23 protein-coding genes are annotated in these 23,038 nt (G+C 37.6%); 8 read left to right on the plus strand and 15 right to left on the minus strand.

Features of this window, described 5'->3' with window-relative positions; genetic code table 11:
• Positions 1-45 precede the first annotated feature (45 nt).
• The gene (locus RK02_RS10605) at positions 46-714 is read left to right on the plus strand and encodes a cyclic nucleotide-binding domain-containing protein (RefSeq protein WP_016184238.1); all 669 of its coding nucleotides are present in this window, start codon (positions 46-48) and stop codon (positions 712-714) included.
• A gap of 70 nt (positions 715-784) precedes the next feature.
• Here the strand turns inward: RK02_RS10605 and deoD are convergent, their stop codons facing one another.
• The 12 genes from deoD to RK02_RS10665 form a co-directional block, all read right to left on the minus strand.
• Positions 785-1,492, minus strand: coding sequence for a purine-nucleoside phosphorylase (gene deoD, locus RK02_RS10610; RefSeq protein WP_016184239.1), 708 nt, complete (start codon positions 1,490-1,492; stop codon positions 785-787).
• A gap of 24 nt (positions 1,493-1,516) precedes the next feature.
• Entirely contained in the window at positions 1,517-2,332 is an 816-nt protein-coding gene (locus RK02_RS10615; protein ID WP_016184240.1) for a purine-nucleoside phosphorylase, read from the minus strand.
• Between the two features lie 15 nt (positions 2,333-2,347).
• Positions 2,348-3,514 (minus strand): phosphopentomutase, encoded by a 1,167-nt coding sequence (deoB, locus tag RK02_RS10620; RefSeq protein WP_016184241.1) that lies wholly within the window; start codon positions 3,512-3,514, stop codon positions 2,348-2,350.
• Positions 3,515-3,708: 194 nt separating this feature from the next.
• Entirely contained in the window at positions 3,709-4,662 is a 954-nt protein-coding gene (locus RK02_RS10625; RefSeq protein ID WP_016184242.1) for an ABC transporter permease, read from the minus strand.
• Positions 4,662-5,810: an ABC transporter permease gene (locus tag RK02_RS10630; protein ID WP_016184243.1), complete on the minus strand. Its 1,149-nt coding sequence runs from the start codon at positions 5,808-5,810 to the stop codon at positions 4,662-4,664. Before RK02_RS10630 ends, RK02_RS10625 begins: the two co-directional genes overlap by 1 nt.
• Positions 5,803-7,344 carry an ABC transporter ATP-binding protein gene (locus RK02_RS10635; RefSeq protein WP_211211281.1) on the minus strand — a complete coding sequence of 514 codons (1,542 nt, stop codon included), beginning with the start codon at positions 7,342-7,344 and terminating at the stop codon, positions 5,803-5,805. The genes RK02_RS10630 and RK02_RS10635 overlap by 8 nt, the downstream gene beginning before the upstream one ends.
• 187 nt (positions 7,345-7,531) lie before the next feature.
• On the minus strand, positions 7,532-8,629 hold the full coding sequence (locus RK02_RS10640) for a BMP family lipoprotein (RefSeq protein WP_016184245.1): 1,098 nt from the start codon (positions 8,627-8,629) through the stop codon (positions 7,532-7,534).
• A 67-nt stretch (positions 8,630-8,696) separates the two neighbouring features.
• Entirely contained in the window at positions 8,697-9,095 is a 399-nt protein-coding gene (locus RK02_RS10645) for a cytidine deaminase (protein WP_016184246.1), read from the minus strand.
• A gap of 21 nt (positions 9,096-9,116) precedes the next feature.
• Positions 9,117-9,779, minus strand: coding sequence for a deoxyribose-phosphate aldolase (gene deoC, locus RK02_RS10650; protein ID WP_016184247.1), 663 nt, complete (start codon positions 9,777-9,779; stop codon positions 9,117-9,119).
• A 14-nt stretch (positions 9,780-9,793) separates the two neighbouring features.
• Positions 9,794-11,101, minus strand: coding sequence for a pyrimidine-nucleoside phosphorylase (locus RK02_RS10655; protein WP_016184248.1), 1,308 nt, complete (start codon positions 11,099-11,101; stop codon positions 9,794-9,796).
• Between the two features lie 123 nt (positions 11,102-11,224).
• Positions 11,225-12,250, minus strand: coding sequence for a LacI family DNA-binding transcriptional regulator (locus RK02_RS10660; RefSeq protein ID WP_016184249.1), 1,026 nt, complete (start codon positions 12,248-12,250; stop codon positions 11,225-11,227).
• 247 nt (positions 12,251-12,497) lie between these two features.
• Positions 12,498-13,106 (minus strand): class I SAM-dependent methyltransferase, encoded by a 609-nt coding sequence (locus tag RK02_RS10665; protein ID WP_016184250.1) that lies wholly within the window; start codon positions 13,104-13,106, stop codon positions 12,498-12,500.
• Positions 13,107-13,318: 212 nt separating this feature from the next.
• Between RK02_RS10665 and coaA the strand changes: the two genes are divergently transcribed.
• From coaA to RK02_RS10690, 5 genes are all read left to right on the plus strand, one after another.
• Positions 13,319-14,242, plus strand: coding sequence for a type I pantothenate kinase (coaA, locus tag RK02_RS10670; protein ID WP_016184251.1), 924 nt, complete (start codon positions 13,319-13,321; stop codon positions 14,240-14,242).
• 209 nt (positions 14,243-14,451) lie between these two features.
• Complete coding sequence (gene guaA / locus RK02_RS10675) at positions 14,452-16,017, plus strand: glutamine-hydrolyzing GMP synthase (RefSeq protein WP_016184252.1); 1,566 nt, start codon at positions 14,452-14,454, stop codon at positions 16,015-16,017.
• Positions 16,018-16,330: 313 nt separating this feature from the next.
• Positions 16,331-16,579: a type II toxin-antitoxin system prevent-host-death family antitoxin gene (locus RK02_RS10680; RefSeq protein WP_016184253.1), complete on the plus strand. Its 249-nt coding sequence runs from the start codon at positions 16,331-16,333 to the stop codon at positions 16,577-16,579.
• Position 16,580: 1 nt separating this feature from the next.
• A complete protein-coding gene (locus RK02_RS10685; RefSeq protein WP_016184254.1) occupies positions 16,581-16,880 on the plus strand; it encodes a type II toxin-antitoxin system RelE/ParE family toxin in 300 nt (99 codons plus the stop codon).
• Between the two features lie 605 nt (positions 16,881-17,485).
• Positions 17,486-18,271: a MerR family transcriptional regulator gene (locus RK02_RS10690; RefSeq protein ID WP_016184255.1), complete on the plus strand. Its 786-nt coding sequence runs from the start codon at positions 17,486-17,488 to the stop codon at positions 18,269-18,271.
• Positions 18,272-18,401: 130 nt separating this feature from the next.
• On the opposite strand, the gene RK02_RS10695 is transcribed toward RK02_RS10690, so the two are convergent.
• Positions 18,402-18,932: a hypothetical protein gene (locus RK02_RS10695; protein WP_016184256.1), complete on the minus strand. Its 531-nt coding sequence runs from the start codon at positions 18,930-18,932 to the stop codon at positions 18,402-18,404.
• A gap of 310 nt (positions 18,933-19,242) precedes the next feature.
• On the opposite strand from RK02_RS10695, the gene RK02_RS10700 reads away from it, so the two are divergent.
• Positions 19,243-20,265 carry an NAD(P)/FAD-dependent oxidoreductase gene (locus RK02_RS10700; RefSeq protein WP_016184257.1) on the plus strand — a complete coding sequence of 341 codons (1,023 nt, stop codon included), beginning with the start codon at positions 19,243-19,245 and terminating at the stop codon, positions 20,263-20,265.
• A 59-nt stretch (positions 20,266-20,324) separates the two neighbouring features.
• On the opposite strand, the gene RK02_RS10705 is transcribed toward RK02_RS10700, so the two are convergent.
• Both RK02_RS10705 and RK02_RS10710 read right to left on the minus strand, forming a co-directional pair.
• The gene (locus RK02_RS10705) at positions 20,325-21,239 is read right to left on the minus strand and encodes a bifunctional helix-turn-helix transcriptional regulator/GNAT family N-acetyltransferase (protein WP_016184258.1); all 915 of its coding nucleotides are present in this window, start codon (positions 21,237-21,239) and stop codon (positions 20,325-20,327) included.
• Complete coding sequence (locus RK02_RS10710) at positions 21,214-22,125, minus strand: DMT family transporter (protein ID WP_016184259.1); 912 nt, start codon at positions 22,123-22,125, stop codon at positions 21,214-21,216. The genes RK02_RS10705 and RK02_RS10710 overlap by 26 nt, the downstream gene beginning before the upstream one ends.
• Positions 22,126-22,302: 177 nt before the next feature.
• Here RK02_RS10710 and RK02_RS10715 point away from each other — a divergent pair, with 177 nt between their 5' ends.
• Positions 22,303-23,037, plus strand: a complete 735-nt coding sequence (locus RK02_RS10715; RefSeq protein WP_016184260.1) for a hypothetical protein — start codon at positions 22,303-22,305, stop codon at positions 23,035-23,037.
• The last annotated feature ends 1 nt before the right edge of the window (position 23,038 follow it).

The raw sequence follows: 23,038 nt of genomic DNA on the forward strand, positions 1-23,038 counted from the left end.
AAGAAAGGATAGACTAGGAGAAATCTCCCAGTTGAATATATAATTATGAAAAAATATTTACTTACAGATTGCCCGGTTAAACACCTTATTAATCAAATCCCCCCTATTTTTAATGAAAATATTCTAAAAGACAGCCGTATTATTCATTTTACTAAAAATGAATATCTCAATCATGAAGGCGACACCTTTGATTATCTTTTTTTCATTTTATCAGGAAAAACCAAAATCCTACGTAATGAGCCAAATGGTAAACAAAGGATTGCGCAATTTTTATCTGCTGGTGACTTTATAGGAGATTTAGCCTTAGTGAAGGGCGAAAAAAAATCATCAGATATACTTGCTATTGGCGAGGTATGGACTTTTGCTATCCCACAAGTCATTGCTCAGGAGGAACTCTATTATGATGTTCAATTTCTACAAACCATCGCTAGACATATCGCTCAAAAAATGTTACTACGGACAGATCATTTTACTAAAAATCAAAGCTTTTCATTGAAGTATCGACTAGCTATGTTGTTATTGGAATTTTCTACTGATAATATTTACGAGGAAAAGCACGAACAAATTGCCGATTATTTAGGAACAAGCTATCGACATCTTACCTATACATTGAAATGGTTACGTGATAATCAGTACATAAGTAAACAAAAGAAAGGCTATCTAATCTTTCCAGATAAATTAAAACAATTAATTGCAGAAGCGAATCACTATTAAAAAGTAGCAAGTACTTGTTTGTTAAACAAGCACTTGCTACTTACATATCATATAAATATCTTTTTATACTTTACGAATGAATCGCTGTTTCTAGTCCTACCTTAATCATATCGTTAAAGGTCAATTGACGTTCCTCAGCAGTTGTTTCTTCTCCGGTAATAATATGATCACTAACCGTACAGATAGCTAGCGTTTGGACATTAAACTTAGCACCTAAATAGTAAAGTGCGGCTGCTTCCATCTCAACACCCATCACACCTAAACTAGCTAGTTGAATGGTTTCAGTCATATCATCTTTATAGAAACTATCTTCTGAAAGTAGATTTCCTACGTGGGTTGTCGTTCCCATTTCTTGAGCAATTTCATAAGCCGTTTTTAACAATTTAAAATCGGCAATCGGTGCAAAATGGAAAGTATCAAAGTTTTTAGCAATCATTGAAGAGCTAGTTACCGCACCTTGACCTAAGACTAGATCGCGGACATGGACATCTTTAGAAATCGCCCCACAAGTTCCTACTCGAATTAATTTTTTTACACCATAAGAATTAATTAACTCATGGGCGTAGATAGTAGCTGAAGGCATCCCCATCCCTGTACCTTGAACAGAAATTCTTTCACCTTTATAAGTTCCAGTAAAACCTAGCATTCCTCGAACGTTGTTGTAACATACAGGATTTTCTAAGAAAGTTTCGGCAATGTATTTCGCTCTTAACGGATCTCCTGGCAATAAAATTTTATCAGCAATTTCGCCTGCTTTGGCTTCAATATGAACGCTCATTCATATGCTCCTTCCAATTTATCATTATAATGCAGCTAAAGTTTCTTTGACTAAAGCTTTAAATTCTGCTTTAACTCGTTCGGTCGTTTCAACTACTTCTTCATGATTTAAGTTAGCTTGCATACCAGCTGCAAGGTTAGTAATACATGAAATGCCTAATACCTTAAGACCACTGTGAACAGCGACAATCACTTCAGGCACTGTAGACATACCCACTGCATCCGCACCAATTGTTCGGGCAAAGCGAATTTCAGCCGGTGTTTCATACGTTGGACCGGTAAAGCCCATGTACACTCCTTCTTTTAAGTGTAAACCTTTTTCTTCAGCCACTTGTTTTGCCACATTTCGATAATCTAAATGATAGGCTTGAGACATATCAGGGAAGCGTGGACCGATTTCATCTTCATTCTTACCGATTAATGGATTGGTCCCCATGAAATTAATGTGGTCAGTAATCAACATTAAATCACCTGGCGCAAAAGCTTCATTCACTCCACCACAAGCATTGGTTACGATTAAGGAATGTGCTTTAAGGGCAGACATCACTCGAACAGGATAAGTCACTACTTGCATAGAGTGTCCTTCATAAAAATGGAAGCGACCTTGCATCGCCAAAACCTTTTTCCCTGCTAAAGTACCGTAAACTAGTTGGCCCGCATGCCCAACGACGGTCGATACTGGGAAATGCGGAATTTCAGCATAGGGAATCACGATTTTGTCTTCGATTTCTTCAGCTAATTCTCCTAGACCAGAACCTAAAATTAACCCAAACTCAACAGCGTCTACGCCTTTTTGATGGATAAAATCAGTTGTTTCAGCTAAACGGTTTTGTAAAGTCATGAATTTTCCTCCTAATTATTTCAAATCAGCTAAGAAGCTCTTGCCGTTTTCAGTAGCTGCAACGCCAAAGTTTTCAGCAATTGTTGCGGCAATATCTGAATAAAAGCCTTGACTTAATGCTCCTTGACCTTGCATTTTTTTACTATAAGCCAACAATGGAACATATTCTCGCGTATGATCCGTTCCCGTAAAGGTTGGATCATTACCATGGTCAGCTGTGATTAATAATAAATCGTCTTCCTGCATAGCCGCCAATAATTCTGGAATACGTGCATCAAATGCTTCAATGGCATCGGCATAGCCTTGTACATCACGACGGTGACCATATAAAGCATCAAAATCCACTAAATTCGTAAAGCTTAAGCCATCAAAGTCTTTTGCCATCACTTTTAATAATTGATCCACGCCATCCATATTGCTCTTAGTCCGAATTGCTTCGGTAATTCCTTGACCATTGAAGATGTCATTAATCTTGCCTACTGCAATCACATCTTTGCCGGCATCCTTCAATGAATTTAAAACAGTATGACCGAAAGGATTTAATGCATAGTCATGACGATTGCTTGTACGAGTAAAGTTACCTGGTGTACCAACATAAGGACGCGCGATAATCCGACCAATCATATATGGTTCATCGCGGGTAATTTCACGGACATATTCACAAATACGATACAATTCATCTAATGGAATGATTTCTTCATGCGCTGCAATTTGTAAAACTGGATCGGCTGAAGTATAGACGATTAAATCTCCTGTTTCCATTTGGTGTTTTCCATAATCATCAATCACCTTAGTCCCTGAATAAGGCAAGTTACAAACAACTTTGCGACCAGAAAAAGCTTCGATTTTATCTAATAATTCTTGTGGGAAGCCATTTGGAAAAACTCTAAATGGTTTGGTAATATTTAGTCCCATAATTTCCCAGTGGCCAGTCATCGTATCTTTCCCAACAGAGATTTCTTCTAGCTTAGTAGCATAGCCTAGATGATCCTCAACTGCTTGTACACCTTTTAGGGGTGCAATGGTACCTAGACCTAATTTTTCTAAATTAGGAATGGTTAATCCAGCTACTTCGGCAATATGTCCTAACGTATCAGCTCCTACATCATTAAATTTGTCCGCATCAGGTGCTTGACCAATCCCTACTGAATCCAAAACAATTAAATGTACACGTTTAAACATGATACCCCTGCTTTCTGTTTATATTCACCCAGCCTTCGTTAAGACTAGATTATGACTATTCCATAAGAAAAGGGAAGAACATTCAGCATACCTGTTTTTGTCCTCCCCTTACCCTTTTTCTTGGATATGCTTACATCATGATTATAGCAAGCATTCCATTGCAACAAAAGGACAAATGTCCGTTTGTTGATTTGTTATTTCGATTTAATATAGTTACGACCATTTGCTTTAGGTCCAGCTGCTTGACCAAAGAAGGCTACCAAGATGACGATGGTTAACACATATGGTGCAATCAATAGATACACATCTGGAATAGAAGCGATAAACGGAATTGCCTTACCAGCAATACTTAGGTTTTGTGAGAAGCCAAAGAAAACAGCAGCGCCCATCGCACCTAATGGATTCCATTTACCAAAGATCATCGCTGCCATTGAGATGAACCCTTGACCAGCAATCGTTGTTACCGCAAAACGACCAGCAATTGACTGAGCAAATAAGGCACCACCCATACCACCTAAGAAACCTGAAATCAACACACCAGAATAGCGCATTAGATAAACATTAATCCCTAATGTGTCAGCAGCTTGTGGATGTTCCCCTACTGAACGCAAGCGTAGACCAAAACGCGTTTTGAAAATAATAAACCAAGCGATAACTGAAACCAAAATAGCTAAGTAAGCAGTCAGTGAAGTCTTTTCAAAGAATAGCTTACCAATCACTGGAATATCCGCTAAAACTGGGAAACGGAAATAACCAAAGAATTCTTGAATACTATCAGTTTGACCTTTGCCATAAAAGTCTTTGACTAAAAAGACGGCTAAGGCAGGTGCCATTAGGTTCATTACCGTACCACTAATGATATGGTCTGCTCTAAAGTTAATAGTAGCCACCGCGTGCAAAGCTGAGAAAACTAACCCTACACACCCACCGACTAATAACCCTAACCAAGGCGTAGCATTACCAAATTTAGCAGCAAAAGTGATATTAAATACGATTGAACTGAAAGCACCCATTACCATGATTCCTTCAAGTCCCACGTTAACAATCCCACTACGTTCTGAGAAAACACCACCTAGTGCAGTCAAAATCAAAGGTGCTGCATAAATCAAGGTTTGCGTAACAATTGAAGCAATAGCATCTAGATTCATTAGATGTTTCCTCCTTCCTGACTTTCTTCATTTGGTTTAGATGCTTCTTTGACCTTCACTACTTCTTTTTTATTGCCAAAGAACTTAGCTAAAACAAAACGAATGACAAAACTAATACCAACAAAGAAAATAATAATCGCAATATCAATATCGACTAATTCAGATGGAATACCTGCAACTTGCATTCCTTGTCCACCAAGCTTCAAGATACTAAATAGAATAGCTGAAGCAAAAATTCCAATTGAACTACCATTTCCAAGTAGTGAAACCGCCATTCCATCAAAACCTACAGATAAAGATGACCCTTGCGAAGTAAAGTTTTGGAAGGTTCCTAGTCCTAAAATCACTCCGGCCATACCTGCTAAAGCTCCAGAGATAATCATTGAAATGACAATTGTGCGTTTACTTGACATTCCGGCATATTCAGAAGCAAATGGATTTAGACCTACCGCACGGATTTCATAACCTAAAGTCGTCTTCTTCATCATAAACCAGACAACCACTAAAGCGATAATAGCAAAAATAATTCCTAGATTTAATCGTGAATTATTGGTCAACGCTGCCATCCAACCAGTTTGTAAAGAAGCAGCTTCGCTAATTGATTTGGTCATCCCTTTACTTTGGATAATACTTGGACTCATGACATCATTTACCAAGTAAGTAGATACTTGTAAAAGAATATAGTTCATCATAATCGTCACAATTACTTCACTTGTACCAAAAAACGCTCTTAATAACCCTGGAATCGCACCGGCAATCGCACCGGCAATTACCCCAGCAACAATAGCCACGAATAACACAACCAAACGTGGTGCATCAGGCATAGATAAAGCAATCCATACACTTGTAATCCATCCACATAACGCTTGACCAGATAACCCGATATTAAAGAAACCAGCTGTATTCGCTACGGCAAAACCTAAAGCTGTAAAAACTAAGGGTGCAGCAGATACAAAAATTTCTCCAATATTTCGAGGATTAATTTCTCCAGTTAATGGATTTAAAAAGGCTGTTTTAAACATTTGTGCATAACCATCAATTGGATTAAAACCAAAAGCCAACATGATGATACCGCCTAAAATAAAGCCTAGAAATACCGCAATAATCGGTACAATAATATTTTGAATTTTTTCTGTACGACTATTCAACCTCTTCACCCGCCTTATTTGCTGCTAATTCTTCACGTGCAGCCTCTAAAGAATAACCTGCCATCAATAAACCAAGTTCTTGTTCATTTGTTTCTTTTGGATCAACAATACCGACAATCTTACCTGCGTGAATAACGGCAATACGATCAGATACATTTAAAATTTCATCTAGCTCAAAACTTACTAACAACACAGCTTTCATCTTATCACGCTGTTCAATTAAACGTTTGTGAATAAATTCAATCGCACCAACGTCTAATCCACGAGTAGGATTTGCAACAATTAATAAATCCGGATCACGAGTGACTTCACGTGCGATAATCGCTTTTTGTTGGTTACCACCAGATAATGCCTTAGCTGGTACTACTTCACTCGCAGCACGAACGTCAAATTCTTGCATCAATTCACGAGCATGCTCGTTGATTTCTGTATAATCCAAGACACCATGCTTACTTAACGGCTCCATAAAGTAAGTCTGTAAAGCAATATTTTCTGCTAAAGTCATATCCAAGACCAAACCATATTTATGACGGTCTTCTGGTACGTGGCCAACGCCTTGTTGCGTAATCTTACGTGGACGTTGGTTAGTAATTTCATCGCCATTTAAGGTAATACGACCACTTTCTACTTTACGTAAACCGGTTAACGCCTGAATCAATTCAGACTGCCCATTGCCATCAATTCCGGCAATCCCTAGAACTTCACCTGCACGAACTTCTAAGCTCAAGCCTTTAACTGCATCTAGACCCCGATTTTCTTTAACCACTAAATCTTCAACAGCTAACACAACTTCTTGTGGATTAGCTTCTTTTTTCGGTGTCTTAAACGAAACTGCACGACCAACCATCATATCCGCTAATTGTTGTGAGGATACATCCTTCACATCAACCGTACCGATATATTTACCACGACGAATAACCGTACAACGATCAGCAACGGCCTTAATTTCATCTAATTTATGCGTAATTAGGATGATTGACTTTCCTTCTTTAATTAATTCTTTCATAATTTCAATAAGTTCTTCAATTTCTTGAGGAGTCAAAACGGCAGTTGGTTCATCAAAAATTAAAACATCGGCACCACGATAAAGGGTTTTTAGAATCTCTACCCGTTGCTGCATACCAACTGAAATATCACGAACATAAGCATCAGGATCAACGGCCAATCCATATTGTTTGGAGATTTTTTCAATCTCTTGTTTTGCTTTTTTACGATCTAAAATACCAAAATGACTTGGCTCACTACCTAAAATAATATTTTCTGTAACAGTAAAAGCGTCTACCAACATGAAATGCTGGTGAACCATTCCGATTCCCAACTTATTAGCGGCGGTCGGACTCGTAATATTTACAACCTCACCATTTAATAGAATTTCTCCAGATGTTGGTTGCAAAAGGCCCGCTAACATATTCATCATTGTTGATTTTCCTGCACCATTTTCTCCAAGCAAGGCATGAATTTCTCCACGACGTACTTGCAGATTCACTTGATCATTTGCAACAAAACTGCCAAAAATTTTCGTTACATTGCGCATTTCGATGACATTTGGTTGTCCTTGAGTCAACTTCTTTCACTTCCTTACTTTTCTTGATGATGCATTTTAGGAAATATCCATTTCCACAGGCAAGTGTTTTAACTTAAAGCACTTGCCTGTAGATTGATAGAAACTGTGATCTTATCTTTTTATCGATAAGATCACAGACCAACTTTTTATTTCCTAATTATTTGCTAGGTTTTTCAGCAACTTCAACTTTACCGTCTAAAATTGCTTTTTTCGCATCTTCGACTTGTTTCTTCGCATCGCTTGATAAGAAACCATCAGTTAAATCAACCCCACCGTCTTTTAGACCGTAAGCGATTGTTTTACCACCAGGGAATTTATCTTCAGCTGCTTTTTGAGCGATATCGGCAACAGCAGCCCCTACACCTTTAAGTGTTGAACATAAAGTTAAGTTTGCTTCTTTACCGTCTTTAGTTTTGAACGCACCTTCAGCTTGTTGGTCACTATCTACCCCAATTACCCAAACTTGTTTGTCTTTTAATTCAGCTTCAGTTAATTGTTCGTCGATAGCTTTAGCTTCTTGGAATACCCCTTGACCAGTACCACCTGATGCATGGAAGATGATATCAGCACCGTTTTGGTAAATTTGTGCAGCTACAGCTTTACCTTTTGCAGGGTCACCGAATGAACCAGCATATTGTACATCAACTGTAATTGTCTTACCTAATTTCTTAGCAGTATCTTTTACCCCTTGAACGAAACCAGCTTCAAAGCGGTCGATAACTTCGCCTTCTTCACCACCGATGAAGCCGACTTTGTTTGTTTTTGTTGATGCCGCAGCAGCAGCTCCTGCTAAGTAAGAAGCTTCATTATCTTTAAACACAGCAGATACTACATTGTCTACACCAGAAATTACAGAGTCCACGATACCAAATTGGTAATCAGGATTTTGTTTTGCTGCCTTTTCAATTTCAGGTGCTAGTTTATAACCAATACCGAAAATTGTTTTGAACCCATTTTGTACTGCAGTGTCTAAGTTTGTAGCATATGCAGATTCATCATTAGATTGGAAGTATTGATAACCGCCGACACCTTTTTTCATATCGTGTTCTTTACCCCAAGCTTGTAATCCTTCCCAAGCTGATTGGTTAAATGAACGGTCATCTACCCCACCAACGTCAGTTACGATAGCTACACTATGATTCTCTTTAGAATCTTTCTTTGCAGAGCTATCGCTTGATTTGCTACCACATGCTGCTAACACCAATGTACTTGTCATTGCAACTGCAGCCAATCCAAATAATTTTGCTTTTTTCATTTCTGTAAAGCCCCCTAAATTAGATAAGTCTTTTTATGTCATCGATCAATTGATCGGATAACCATGATTAATGGAAATCTTTGTTGGTAAAAGTATATGGTAATAATCCTTCTACCGTAGTTTCTTTAACGACACCATTATCCCCAAGTAAGGTTACCGGCATCTCTGGTGTACAAAATTCTGCCATCACCTGACGACATGCGCCACATGGCGAAATCGGTTCAGGTGTATGTCCAGCAATGACCAAATGTTTAAACTGACGTTTGCCTTCTGATATTGCTTTAAAAAAAGCAGTTCTCTCAGCACAATTAGTCAAACCATAAGAAGCATTTTCGATATTTATCCCTTGATAAAGGGTACCATCTGCAGCTACTAAACAAGCTCCTACTGGAAAGTGTGAATAAGGAACATAAGCTTGATCTAAAGCTGCTATAGCTAAATCAATCCATTCTTGCTCTGCCTTCATATTTAACACCTTCTTTATTTACTAGTAACCAGTTCCCGTAGTTCCTGTCACAATAGCGATACTTGCACTAGTTCCTAAACGACTGGCACCAGCATCAACCATGGCTTGCGCTTCCTCAGCATTATGAATGCCTCCTGAAGCTTTAACGCCCATTTCAGCACCTACCGTTTCACGCATTAAACGAACATCTTCTACCTTGGCACCAGCTGTTGAAAAACCAGTTGATGTTTTAACGAAGTCCGCACCTGCTGCTTTAGCTAAACGACATACACGAGCGATTTCTTCTTTCGTTAGCAGTGCTGTTTCGATGATCACTTTTACCAAAGCTTTTTTCTCCGCGGCTTGTACCACTGCTTCGATATCTTTTTGAACTAATTCGTCCGCACCATCTTTTAAAGCACCGATATTAATCACCATATCTACTTCAGTCGCACCGTTAGCAATCGCATCTTTTGTTTCAAAAGCCTTTGTTGCTGAAGTATTAGCACCTAAAGGAAAACCAATTACTGTACAAACCTGGATATCACTACCAGCTAATTCTTTAGCTGCTAAACTCACCCAAGCAGGGTTGATACATACTGAATAAAAGTGATGTGCTTTAGCTTCTTCAATCACACGTAATACATCTGCTTTCTTGCTATCTGCTTTTAAGACTGTATGGTCAATCATTCGATTTAATTCCATTTTATGAAACACTCCTATTCTGTAATAATTGCGTGAATTAATGGCGGTTCTGCCCCATCTTCACCAATTTCGATATTCTTATAAAGTAAATCAATGACTTCTTGAATTTCTTCTTTTGGCTGGTTACTATGAATGGTTAAGATAGGTTCACCAGCTTCGATGCTTTGGCCAACCTTCTTACATAGTTTCAAGCCAACCGCAAAATCAATCGCATCTTCTTTCGTCTTACGACCGGCACCTAACATCATCGCCGCAATGCCTAATTCATTGGCAACTAATTTAGTAATCACACCACTTTGTTTTGCTGGTAAATCAAAGACATATTTAGCGGTTAGGATTTTTTCTGGATGATCAATCACTGAATCATCGCCGCCTTGATTTTGAATCATTTCTCTAAACTTAGCTAAAGCCTTGCCAGAACTTAAAGCCTCTTCTAACATCAATCGAGCTTGCTCAACTGTTTTGGCCTTGTTGGCTAGTACAACCATTTGACTACCTAAAGCATAGCACATTTCTAATAAATCAGCTGGTCCTTTGCCTTGCAAAGTCTCAATTGCTTCTACTACCTCTAAACTGTTTCCAATAGCTTCACCTAAAGGCTGTGACATATCAGAGATAACGGCCATAGTCTGACGATTTGCTAAGCGCCCAATCCTTACCATGGTTTTAGCCAAGCGTTTGGCATCTTCAATGTTTTTCATGAAGGCACCATCACCAGTTGTTACATCTAGTACAATTGCATCTGCACCAGCAGCAATTTTCTTACTCATAATTGAACTAGCAATCAGTGGGATAGAGTCCACCGTAGCAGTTACATCACGCAAAGCATAAAGCTTTTTATCAGCCGGAGCTAGATTTCCTGATTGGCCAATAACAGCGACTTTACTTTCATTCACTAAACGAATAAAGGTTTCTTCTGTTAATTCAATTTTAAAACCTGGGATTGCTTCTAACTTATCTAACGTACCACCAGTATAACCTAGCCCACGACCTGACATTTTAGCTACCGGCACACCCACACTTGCTACAAGTGGCGCTAAAATCAAAGTAGTTGTATCCCCAACCCCACCGGTCGAATGTTTGTCCACTTTGATTCCTTCGATAGAGGATAAATCAACTACCTCTCCAGAATGAGCCATAGCTAAAGTTAAATCAGTTATTTCTTGATCAGTCATATCCTGATAAAAAATAGCCATGGTCAAAGCACTCATTTGATAATCCGGAATTCGATTGTTCGTATATTCATCAATAATCCATTTGATTTCTTCTTTTGATAAAATTTTTCCGTCACGCTTCTTGGCGATTAAATCGACCATTCGCATAGCAAATCCCATCCTTCCACAATACTTTATTATACAACAAAATTTCGTAGGTAGCATCCCTACCGGTAAAACAGTTTACGTTTTAAAGATAAACTATGAAAACCTTTACAAACACACTATATCCTAATTTTTTTCACTTGTCAAAGGTCGGACGCTCTCACGAATTATTAATTTAGTATTAAAAACTTTATTCGGAATTACTCGATCACTATACTCAATCGCATCTACTAAAAATTTTGCTGCAGTATAACCAATTTCAAAAATCGGTTGGGCGATTGTGGTTAAAGGTGGCGTTAAAGCCTCGCTCAAAGCAATGCCATCAAAGCCAATCACCGAAATATCCTCTGGTACCCGCAATCCATTTTCGTATAGTGCTTGGTAGCAACCAATTGCCATTGCATCATTACCACAAAAGATAGCTGTTATTTCATCATCCTGTGCCAGTAATTGTTTACAAGCTTGATAGCCACCAGAAACAGTTAATTCACCAGCCACTACTCGGTTCTTTTTAAATGGTAAATCCAAGTCTCTTAGCGCATCCTTATAACCATTCATTCGTTCTTCCAATTGATAATAGCCTGTTATTTCCTGTAGCATACCAATTTTTTGATGTCCCTGTTGAGCCAAATATTGAATCGCTTGATAACTCGCTTCATACTCTTTGACAATAATCCGACCATGATCGCGCTGGTTAATCCCACGATCAATCAAAATTAACGGCATTTTATTTTGGTATAAATTATTTTTTCGATAGGCTTCATCAATCAAATTGGGGGTTGCTAAAAGAACACCATCTACTGAACGATGCGCCAATTCTTCCAAAAACTTAAGTTCTTTTTCTAGCTTTTGCTGAGAATTACATAAAACCAACATATAACCCAATGGATTTAAATAACTTTCCGCACCTTCTACTATCTTTGAAAAGAAAAAGTCCGTGACATCCGGAATAATCATCCCAATTGTTTTCGAATGACGATTGATTAAATTTGAAGCAAAAAAATCAGGTTTATACTGATATTCATTGACAATTTTTAAGACTCGCTGTCTCGTCTCTTCACTAAAACGGCTCCCTTTATTATTGAGAATTTGAGATACTGTAGTGATCGAAACGCCCGCCATTTCTGCAATTTGGCGAATGGTCAATTTCATAGGTAACGCCCCCTTCATTACAATTAAAGTGTATCAAAAAGCTAAAAAAAAGCCTATTGTTCTTTTATAGTATTTTTAACTAAAATGAGAAATGTTCGGATTTTATCTTAGAGAAACGCTTTCAAAGATTAAAGCGTTTTAATTTTAAAGCTATTTTCTCACTGAAATTTTAAGCGTTTTCAAAACAAAGCGACAAAAATCCCTCAATCAAGAGGGAAATCAGTAAAAATAACTAGCTATCGCACCATCATTCAGTATTTTCTTTAATACTTTGGATAATATAATAGCCCTTATCCTTTTTCAAAATTGTCGCATTGCCGAAAATTTCCTGCATTTTCTTTTGAGCACTCGGCGCACCTTGCTTCTTCTGAATGACGATAGTTAAACTACCTTGAGGCAATAAATATTCATACGCTTTACTTAAAATCTCATGAACAACCTGTTTCCCCGCCCGAATCGGTGGATTACTTACAATGGCTGCATAGCTGGCTTGATGTAAGTTTTCATAGATATTCGACGGATGGATATCTACGTTAGTCAATTGATTAGCTGCAGCATTGGTTCTAGCTAAATCAATAGCGCGTTCATTAATATCCACCATCTCAACCATTCGTTGACTTGCATAGGCTAAAGCCAAGCCAATCGGTCCATAGCCACAGCCCACATCTAAAATAGCTCCTTTTGGCAAATTGGTCGCATCAAAAGTATCAATTAACACTCTTGATCCATAATCAATCGTTGTTTTAGAAAAAACGCCACTATCGGTTGTAAAGCGAAAAGTCTTACCTTTTAATTCAAAAGAAAATTGCGCATATTGATGTGCGCTATCTGGTTGCTTACTATAATAATGATTCATCCTGTTCGATCCTTTACATTAATTTCAACTTCATCATACTGAATTTGAGACTAGAATGCAAAAAATCTTTTACACCCTTTATTTAGAATTACGCAATTTTAGCATTTAGGTATTTAGGCAAAGAATTATTCCTTTATTTATGTTAAACTATAAAAACAATGTATGCTTTATACATTAATTAAATGATTGTAAATACCTAGGAGTTCCGAATAATGGAAGAATTAATGAATTACTATCAAGTTCCTCGTGAGCAATGGCAGGGCTTCTATACCAACGGCCGAATGTCTTTAACACAAAGCGAGCTCGATAATATCAAAAGCTTAAATGACCGTATCTCAATGCAAGATGTGGAGGATGTTTATATTCCTTTATGTCATTTAATTCAATTATATATGCAAGCGTTTGAATCAGTTACCTTAACTAAGGGGTTATTTTTGCATCGCTATGTCAAAACCCCACCATTTATCATTGGGATTGCTGGTAGTGTAGCTGTAGGTAAAAGCACCACTGCGCGCTTATTGCAACATTTACTCGCCAAGCTATTTCCTAGAAAGAGCGTTCAATTAATCACTACGGATGGCTTTTTGCTGCCAAATAAGGTCTTAATTGAAAGAAAGATTCTCGATCGCAAAGGCTTCCCTGAAAGCTACGATATGGCTAAGCTCATTGAATTTTTAAATCGCGTGAAGTCTGGTGAGAAAAACATTCAAATTCCGACCTACTCTCATGAGGTTTATGACATTGTCGAAAATCAATTTCAGACAATTCATCAGCCAGATATCTTAATTGTCGAAGGAATTAATACCTTACAATTACCAGCGAATCAGCAAATTTATGTGAGCGATTTCTTTGATTTTTCAATTTATGTCGATGCGCATCCCGTATTGATTGAAAAATGGTATTTAGAACGTTTTGAGTCGCTACTAGATTCGGCCTTTCGCAAGCCAAATAACTATTATTATAAATTTGCAATCGGTAATCGCGAAGATGCATTAAAAATGGCGCAACAGACTTGGGAAAAAATTAATCTTAAAAATCTAAAAGAATATATTCTACCTACTAGAAATCGAGCCGATATTATTTTACATAAAACCAAAAATCACGAAATTGACCAACTCTATCTCAAAAAATATTAAGTAAAAGATGAACATTTTTTATTTTAAAAAAGAAATCTAACCTAAAAGCCGAACATAAAAAGAAATTTCCCTAATATTTTGATTAAAAAAACTAGGAAATTGCTAGATTTACTTGTAAAATGAAACCAAAGTGAGTAATATTATTACTTAAATAACTTGCTGTTGAAAAAACTTTTTCAATAAATCTAATAGAATAGGGGTAAAGAATCGTGAAAAACGTTGACAATCTGCCAAACGTTGAAAAAATCATCGTGTTAGACTACGGTAGTCAATACAATCAGTTAATTACTCGCCGTATTCGTGAATTTGGCGTATTTTCTGAATTGCTGAGCCACAAGATTACTGCTGAAGAAATCAAAGCTATCCAACCAAAAGGAATCATTCTTTCTGGTGGACCAAATAGTGTTTATGATGACAGCGCCTTTGGAATTGACGAAGCTATTTTTGACTTAGGTATTCCAGTGTTGGGTATTTGCTACGGGATGCAATTGATTACGCATAAATTAGGCGGTAAGGTCGAGCCTGCTGTAAATAAGGAATATGGAAAAGCTGAATTAGAGGTAACAACTAAAGCAGCTGAATTATTTGCCAGCACTCCTGAAAAACAAATTGTGTGGATGAGTCATGGCGACTTGGTCACACAAGCCCCAGCTGGTTTTGAGGTTGTAGCGACAAGTAAGGATTGTCCAATTGCCTCGATTCAAAATGCCGACCGTAAAATGTATGGGGTCCAATTCCACCCAGAAGTCCGTCACTCTGAATACGGAAATGATTTACTAAAACACTTTGCTTTAGAAATTTGCCAATGTAAAGGCGACTGGAGCATGGAAAACTTCATCGATATGCAAATTGCCAATATCAGAAAACAAGTTGGCGATAAAAAAGTCTTGCTTGGTTTATCTGGTGGCGTAGACTCCAGTGTCGTTGGGGTGCTTTTACAAAAAGCAATTGGCGATCAATTAACTTGTATCTTTGTTGACCACGGTCTATTACGCAAAAACGAAGCTGATCAAGTCATGGAAAGTCTTGGGGGCAAATTTGGCTTAAATATTATTAAAGTCGACGCTAAAGAACGTTTCTTAGCTAAATTAGCTGGCGTGAGCGATCCTGAACAAAAACGTAAAATTATCGGTAATGAATTTGTCTATGTCTTTGATGACGAAGCAGCTAAGCTAGCTGGTGAACAAGGTATTTCCTTCTTAGCTCAAGGAACCCTATACACCGACGTCATTGAATCAGGTACCGAAACAGCTCAAACGATTAAATCACACCATAACGTAGGTGGCCTACCTGAAGATATGCAATTTGAATTAATCGAGCCATTAAATACTTTATTTAAAGATGAGGTGCGTGCTTTAGGTACTCAGCTTGGCATGCCAGATAGTATTGTTTGGCGTCAACCATTCCCAGGTCCTGGCTTAGGCATTCGTGTACTTGGTGAAATTACCGAAGAAAAACTAGCAATCGTCCGCGAATCCGATGCTATTTTACGTGAAGAAATCGCCGCTGCTGGCCTTGATCGTGATATTTGGCAATACTTCACTGTATTACCGGGTATCCGTTCAGTTGGTGTCATGGGTGATGGTCGAACTTACGATTATACAGTCGGCATCCGTGCGGTTACTTCAATTGATGGTATGACTGCTGATTTCGCGCGTATTCCATGGGACGTATTACAAAAAATTTCTGTACGTATCGTTAACGAAGTCGCTCACGTGAACCGCATTGTGTACGATATTACTTCTAAACCACCTGCAACAGTAGAGTGGGAATAATTCTAGTTGATTTAAAGGGGCTAAACCAAAAGTCAGTCCCTGCAAAAGCAAAAAATCGAAGGAAGCTCTAAAAAAATTCCTTCGATTTTTTTGCTTTTTTATATTCAATAGAGAGAATTCTTCCTCTCCTTATGTAGAAGCTGCTTTTGAATCCACCCTATAATTTTAAGCATTTATGATTTTTTAGACTAAAACAAAAAAAAGAAAACAGAACCTTTGAAAAGCTGTAAAATTTCACGTTGAATTTTACAGCTTTTTGTGTATACTAAAAGTAGCTGAAACAATACGCAACCAATAAAGGAGCTGAAAGAATATGGCAACTATTTTACCAGTATCTGATTTGAGAAATTACAATGAAGTCTTGAAAAACTGTCATAAAGGAGAACCAGTATACCTGACCAAGAATGGCAGAGGACGTTTTGTCGTTATGGATATTGAAGACTACGAGCGTGATCGTGCTGAGAAAAAGCTCCTGATAAAGTTACAAGAAGCCGAAGAAGCAGTAAAAGACGGTGAAGGATGGTTGAATTTAGACGAACTGAAGGCACTTTTGGGGGAGTAAGATGTTAAAACTGCGGATCAATCCGATTGTTGCAAAGGATTTGAAAAATATCTGGAATTATATTGCTGAAGATAACGAAAAATATGCTACAAAGACGATAAAAGAAATTTATAGTAAATTTGAAAATCTTCAGATATTTCCAGGAATGGGTTCAGATCTTTCAAAACGTATCAGCTTTCAAACAGACTATAAATATGCAATATGGGAAGATTATGTGATTATATACAAGGTTAGAGACGAATACGTAGAGATTTATCGTGTAATTAACCGATATCAGGATATTACAAGAATCTTTGATTGATATCACAATTATGATAACACTATTCAGTATAGCTTGGGGATTTTGGATAGTGAAACACATACAAAACTAAAGCAACCCATAATATCTAAACCAAAAGAATAGTCATAAGATTTTATTTACGAGAGAAAATAATTCTAGTTGATATAAAGAGGGTATTCCTTAAAAAGGAATGACCTCTTTATTATTTTTTTCTTTATTACATCCCCCCTTCAATCTTTCTATTTCTCTGTTATACTATAGCTGATAATAATCTTCACCTAATTTAGCAGTTTACCCTAGTCATCATCCTAATTTTTGACCTCAACTGATTAAAAACAGATTCAGGAGTGGAACAATCAATCGGCTAAAACAAGCGTATTTTTGTCATTTTTAATTAACGGATTTTGATTGCCCTTTTATTTTTTAAACTGATTTACAATGAAAGACTATAGCTAATCACTCAGCTACAACAAGACCTAGAAGCACGCTGGCAAAGGAAGCATAGATTTTTTATAAGAAGTAAAAATTTCATCAAATTAAAGCGAATTTTAAAAATCATCCTACGTTACCTATTGCTTGTAACCCTACGTAATCAGGCAAAATAAGCATCAGAGGAGGTGACAGCTATGTCAAAATACACAACTGGAGAAATGGCTAAATACTGCAACGTATCTGTGCGCACCGTCCAGTATTATGACACTCGTGGAATTCTAACTCCTAGTGAACTCTCAGAAGGTGGTAGAAGGCTTTACTCAGAAAATGAACTCAAACGATTAAAGATTATTTGCTTTTTAAGAAATGCAGGGCTTTCGATTAATAGTATTGGCGAGCTGCTTAATGGAGAAAATCCAGAAAATGTTATTTCTATTTTATTAGACCAACAAAATCAGTTATTAAAAGAAGAAATAAATGCAAGACAAAACCAGCTAGCAATTATCGAAGGCATCAAACGGGAATTAAAAAACTTCGAGCATTTCTCCGTTGAATCCATCGGTGATATAGCTTACACAATGGAAAACAAGAAAAAACTACACCAGCTACATCTAATGATACTTTTTACGGCGATTCCGATTAGCATCGTCCAATGGGGCTTCATTATATTCGGCCTCTTTACACAAATCTGGTGGCCAGCTTTAGCATGTCTACTAGGGGCTATAATTTATGCTATTTGGCTAACAAATTTTTATTTTAAGCGAGTTGCTTACATCTGCCCTCACTGTCATGAGGTATTTAAACCTAAGCTAAAGGAAGCCATTTTTGCCAGACATACGCCAACACTTAGGAAGCTAACCTGCCCTATTTGTCATCATAAAGGCTTTTGTGTCGAAAAACTTATCATAAGAAAGAAAAAAACTAATCTCAAGCAACGAGCAACGATTAATCCATGCGCACAAATAATCGCTTTAACCTAGCGCACTAAAAAAACGGAATTGCCAAAAGAAGACATGCTAGTTGAACATAAATGACAACAAGCACTCTTTTATGGCAATTCCGTTTGCTATTTTTATGATTTGTAAATGCTGACAATGCCTTCAGCTACCACTACCTCACTGCACTAGCATAAAAAGCGATTCCCTCTGCTTGCCAGCCAGCTTGCATTAATTGATTTCTCTCAGCGAAAATAGCCGTAAAGTGATGTCGGCCTAATGCAGGCTGATACAAACGATAAACTGGCACCCCTTTTTCAGGCTTCAAAGCAGAAAGTGGGACATCTGAGGACAACAAAATTTGCCAATTAGCCTTCAAAAGCACATCAACTTCAACAGGATTCGCTGTATATACAATATCTTGGTTATTTGGTGAGAATAAGGTAAGTACCGTTGCTGCTGGCAAATAATCCTCGGCAGATTTGCTAAATAATAAGTGACCTTTTTCTAAATGCCACCCTTGATCAATGACCAACTGATTCATCCTAGTCAAATCAATCATGTATCGATGTTGACCAGTCTTTGGTGAATAAATCCGATAAGCGACCTCATAATCACTGGTGCTATGCGCTTTTACCTCCGAAATACCTACACTACTTACACACATAAAGCCTAGCAACATCAATAAGCAAGTTAATTTTCTCATCGCTCATCAATCCTTTCTAAGTGAAAGCGACCTAGACCAAACGATATACACTAATACTCCTTTTAAACATCTTCTTCACTTATATTATAGCATTTTTCGTACTTTTCAGAAAGCGTTTCCTTCTATTTGCAAAAACAAAAGCTTGATCCTTGACTATCGAAGACTGCTTACTTTTTTAGACTTATTCTTATCTAAGAACTTCTGCTTTACGAACAAAATAAAGTTTTTTATAATGCTACTAACTAATTGAGAATGATTTTCATCAATCTTGATTTTACCAATAGCTTAGGGCATAAGAAAGGATGGTTCCATGGAAATTTTTGATTGTTTAATTATCGGTGGGGGGCCTGCCGGTTTATATGCTAGCTTTTATGCTGGCTTACGTGATTTAAACGTTGCTATTTTGGAAGCGCAAGACCATCTTGGAGGCAAGTTACACTTTTATCCCGAAAAAATGGTTTGGGATGTTGGAGCGATGCCACCAACCAAGGGCAAGCAAATCCAACAAAATCTAATTGAGCAGGCACAACTTTTCAAGCCTACCATCTTTTTAAATACTAAAATCATCCACATCGAAAAACAAGGAGCCCTTTTTCAAGTGACTGCGCAAAATGGCCAAAAATTCTTAGGTAAAACGATTCTACTTTGTATCGGTGGGGGAATTTATCGACCAAAAATGCTGCAATGCTCGATTGATTCGGCGGCTCAATCACGTATTTACACGCATTTTCCAAATCCTATGCTTTTAAAAGATAAGCGCCTATTAGTTTCTGGAGGCGGTAATAGCGCCATTGATTATGCTTTGGAAGCCTTAAATTATCAAAGTAAGGTTAGCTTATGCTACCGAGGAGCGCAATTAAAGGCGCACGAAGCCCAATGCAAACAGTTTAAACAATCAGGTGGCGAAATTTTACTAAATCATACCATTCAAACCATTCAACTAGTTAATCAGCAACTACAGATTACCTTTACCAATCAGCAAGTTGCCTATTGTGACTATCTATTGGTACAACATGGTTATCATCACGAGGCGGACTTATTACACCAAGCAGATCTCGCCTTTTGCTTACATGAGCACATGTATCTCAATTGCGCGCATCCTGGTCTCACTAATCAGCCCGGAATTTTTGCAGCGGGTGATGTCCAATATTTTCAAGGTAAGCTGAATTTATTAGCCGGTGCCTTTCAAGATGCCGCTTATGCCATCAATCAAATTAAAGTTTACCTCGATTATCATAGCCAACCCTTTGCTATGGTTTCTTCTCATAACCATAAATTCGACGAAAAAAATCAAAGACTCTTTCAACAGGCAAGCAAACCGCCTGAGCAATGACAAAAAACAAATGGCACAGTACATAAGCGCAAACTGCTCATGTGCTGTGCCATTTTTGGTTAAACTAAATCCAATACCCAGCGTTCTTCAACTACTCCTTGTCCCCACTCCTCTTTAGCATAACGATCCGTCAGATAAAAGCCATGCGTTTCATAAATATGCCTAGCAATTACTTGAGCAGTGATGGTATATAAACAAACCTGCCGATAGCCTTTTTCTCGACAAAAGCTCAAGGCCAAATCCATCAATTGATTACCATAGCCACGCTGACGCATTTCTGGCTCTAGCATGAAAAAACGTAATTGCGCTAGCTGATCATCTAGCCTTTTAATGGCAATACTCCCTGCTGGAATCTCATTACAAACTAAAATCTTTAAACAGTCCGTCTCCGGATGATAACTGTCGACAAATTCATAAACAATTTGATCCACATAGACAAAAAAAGTTTCTGATAAATGGCGCTCAGCGTAATATAGTGTCTTGTGTCGTGAAATAATATAGTCAATATCACTTGGCTTAAAAGAACGGATAGTCACGACATCATTCGCCTTAGTCAATTGATTACGTATTTGCACGAGCGCTTGACACAACGCTTCCACTTCAGTTGGGGTAAGTTTACTAAAAAGCTGGCTAATTTGTTCACGCTGACAATCCGTTAAACGTTGAACCTCTTGCTGACCTAAAGTCGTTAGCTGAATATATTTCATTCGACTATCATTATTTGAAGTCACCTTTTGAATCAGCCCTTTAGCTTCAAATTTTTTTAACATTCGACTAGCATAGCTTCGATCAATGGCTAGCTGGGTAATCAAGGTATTAGCAATACAGCGTTTTGTTTTACTCATTTCCATTAAAAGATCTCGTTCAGTTAACGAATAACCTGCCTCTAATACTACTTGATCGACTTGTTTAAAAACATGCTGATAAACCTTATGAAAGCTTTGAATATCAGTGATTTGATCTTGACTTAACATATTTTTCCTCCATCGGCGCGGTTGGATTGATTTCATTCCATAACGTGAAACCTAAAATAAACAAGCCGCCAATCATTTGTGATAGACTAATCGCCTCTCCTAACACAAACACCGAGATAAATACGGCCACTAATGGATCAATATAACTCAAAATTGCTGCCTTTTGACCAGGTAATTCTTTTAAAGCAGAAAAATACAAACAATAGGTAATCCCTGTATGTACCAAACCAACAATTAATAGATAAATCCAGCCCTTCATCGCAAGCTGCCCTAACGAAAAATGACTAGTCATCGCCACATAAGGAATCAAAACAATAATCGCTGCAATAAATTGTAAAAAGGTCCGATGAATACCCCCAACATTTTTGATAAATTTATTTAACAGGATAACCGTAGCATAAAAACAGGCGGCACCTAAGCCAAATAAAATACCTGTCAAATGCGCTTTCCCTCCACCTAAATCACCTAAACCGGTAATCAAAACAATCCCGACAGTTGACATAATGAAACATAACCATTGTTTGAAGCCCATTTTTTCTTTAAATAAAAACGGACAGGCTATTGTCACAATCACTGGCGCAAAATAATAGCTTAAGGTTGCCACCGAGACAGTCGTATATTTGTAAGCTTCAAATAATAAAATCCAATTAAACCCCATGGCGATACCTGAAAATAGCAACAAGGGCAATTCTTTTTTGATTGCGCCAAAAGGAATTTTTTGCCGAGTAAGTACCAAAAAACTCCCGATTAAAAGCGCTGCTAGTATGGCACGATATAGCGCCAGCTCACCAGAAGAAATGGGAATATTCCGTACAAAAAGCCCTAATGTTCCAAAAATAACCATCGAAATAATCAACAAAAACCTAGCTTCCTTTATCTTTTTCATTTGACTCCTCCAATTAATTTTTTATAGTTATTCTACACCAATTGTGGACTTAGTCAACTATTTTTAGTTAGTGAATCTAGAATGATCCTATCTGATTACACCTAGTAAAAATTAGCAAGCATATTCCATGCAACCACTACCAAAACTTGTTACAATCAAAAAGAAAGGAGTACCTTTATGCAATTAATTGTTACCTTAACTAACCAAGCTACCATCATTCATCCTTTAAATCAACAGCTAATGTTAACTATTCAAACAACCGGTGAACCAGATATGTCTGATCGTTTAGCGCTAGTTCAAGATAGCAAAAACAAATGGCAATTAGTTGAAGAACAACTGCCCAAAAAATATCAAAAATGTGTGCTAATCAAAGCTCCTGAATACGAACAAAAAATTTTAGCTCGCTGTTTAGCCAATGAATTTTTTGAAGGCAATCATGTGATTCCACGTAATTTAATAAAGGATTATCAAAGCTTATGTCAACAAATAAATCAAATTTTACAAGCCTTTGCCATTGAACTGACCGCTAAGCCTAAAAAAGCGCCAAGTGCTAAAGCGCAGCATCGTTGGCAAAAAGCCTTAGCAGAGATTCCTTTTTATGTGGATGATTTTGGGGCTAAAGCAACCATCTACTGGCAAAAGCGAAATGAATTGCGGATTGAAAAAGGCGCTAGGCTATTGCCGGATGCACCTTTGAACAAGGATGGTTCACTAGGTTTTGGTGCACGTTTTGCCTTAACCTTACGTGAGGAACAAAAAGAGAAAATCAAGGATAACCAAACCATTGAAGATATTGTGTTAAAAAGTGTTAATGAGGTCGGTCATCTCCTTTATTTTGCCGGTACGAATAGCTGGCTAGTTTTAAAAGATGAAAATGGCAAGACCCTTGATGAATATAGTCGTGTAGAATAGG

The organism is Enterococcus columbae DSM 7374 = ATCC 51263 (genome assembly GCF_000406925.1).
In the GTDB taxonomy this organism is placed as follows: Bacteria; Bacillota; Bacilli; order Lactobacillales; family Enterococcaceae; genus Enterococcus_E; species Enterococcus_E columbae.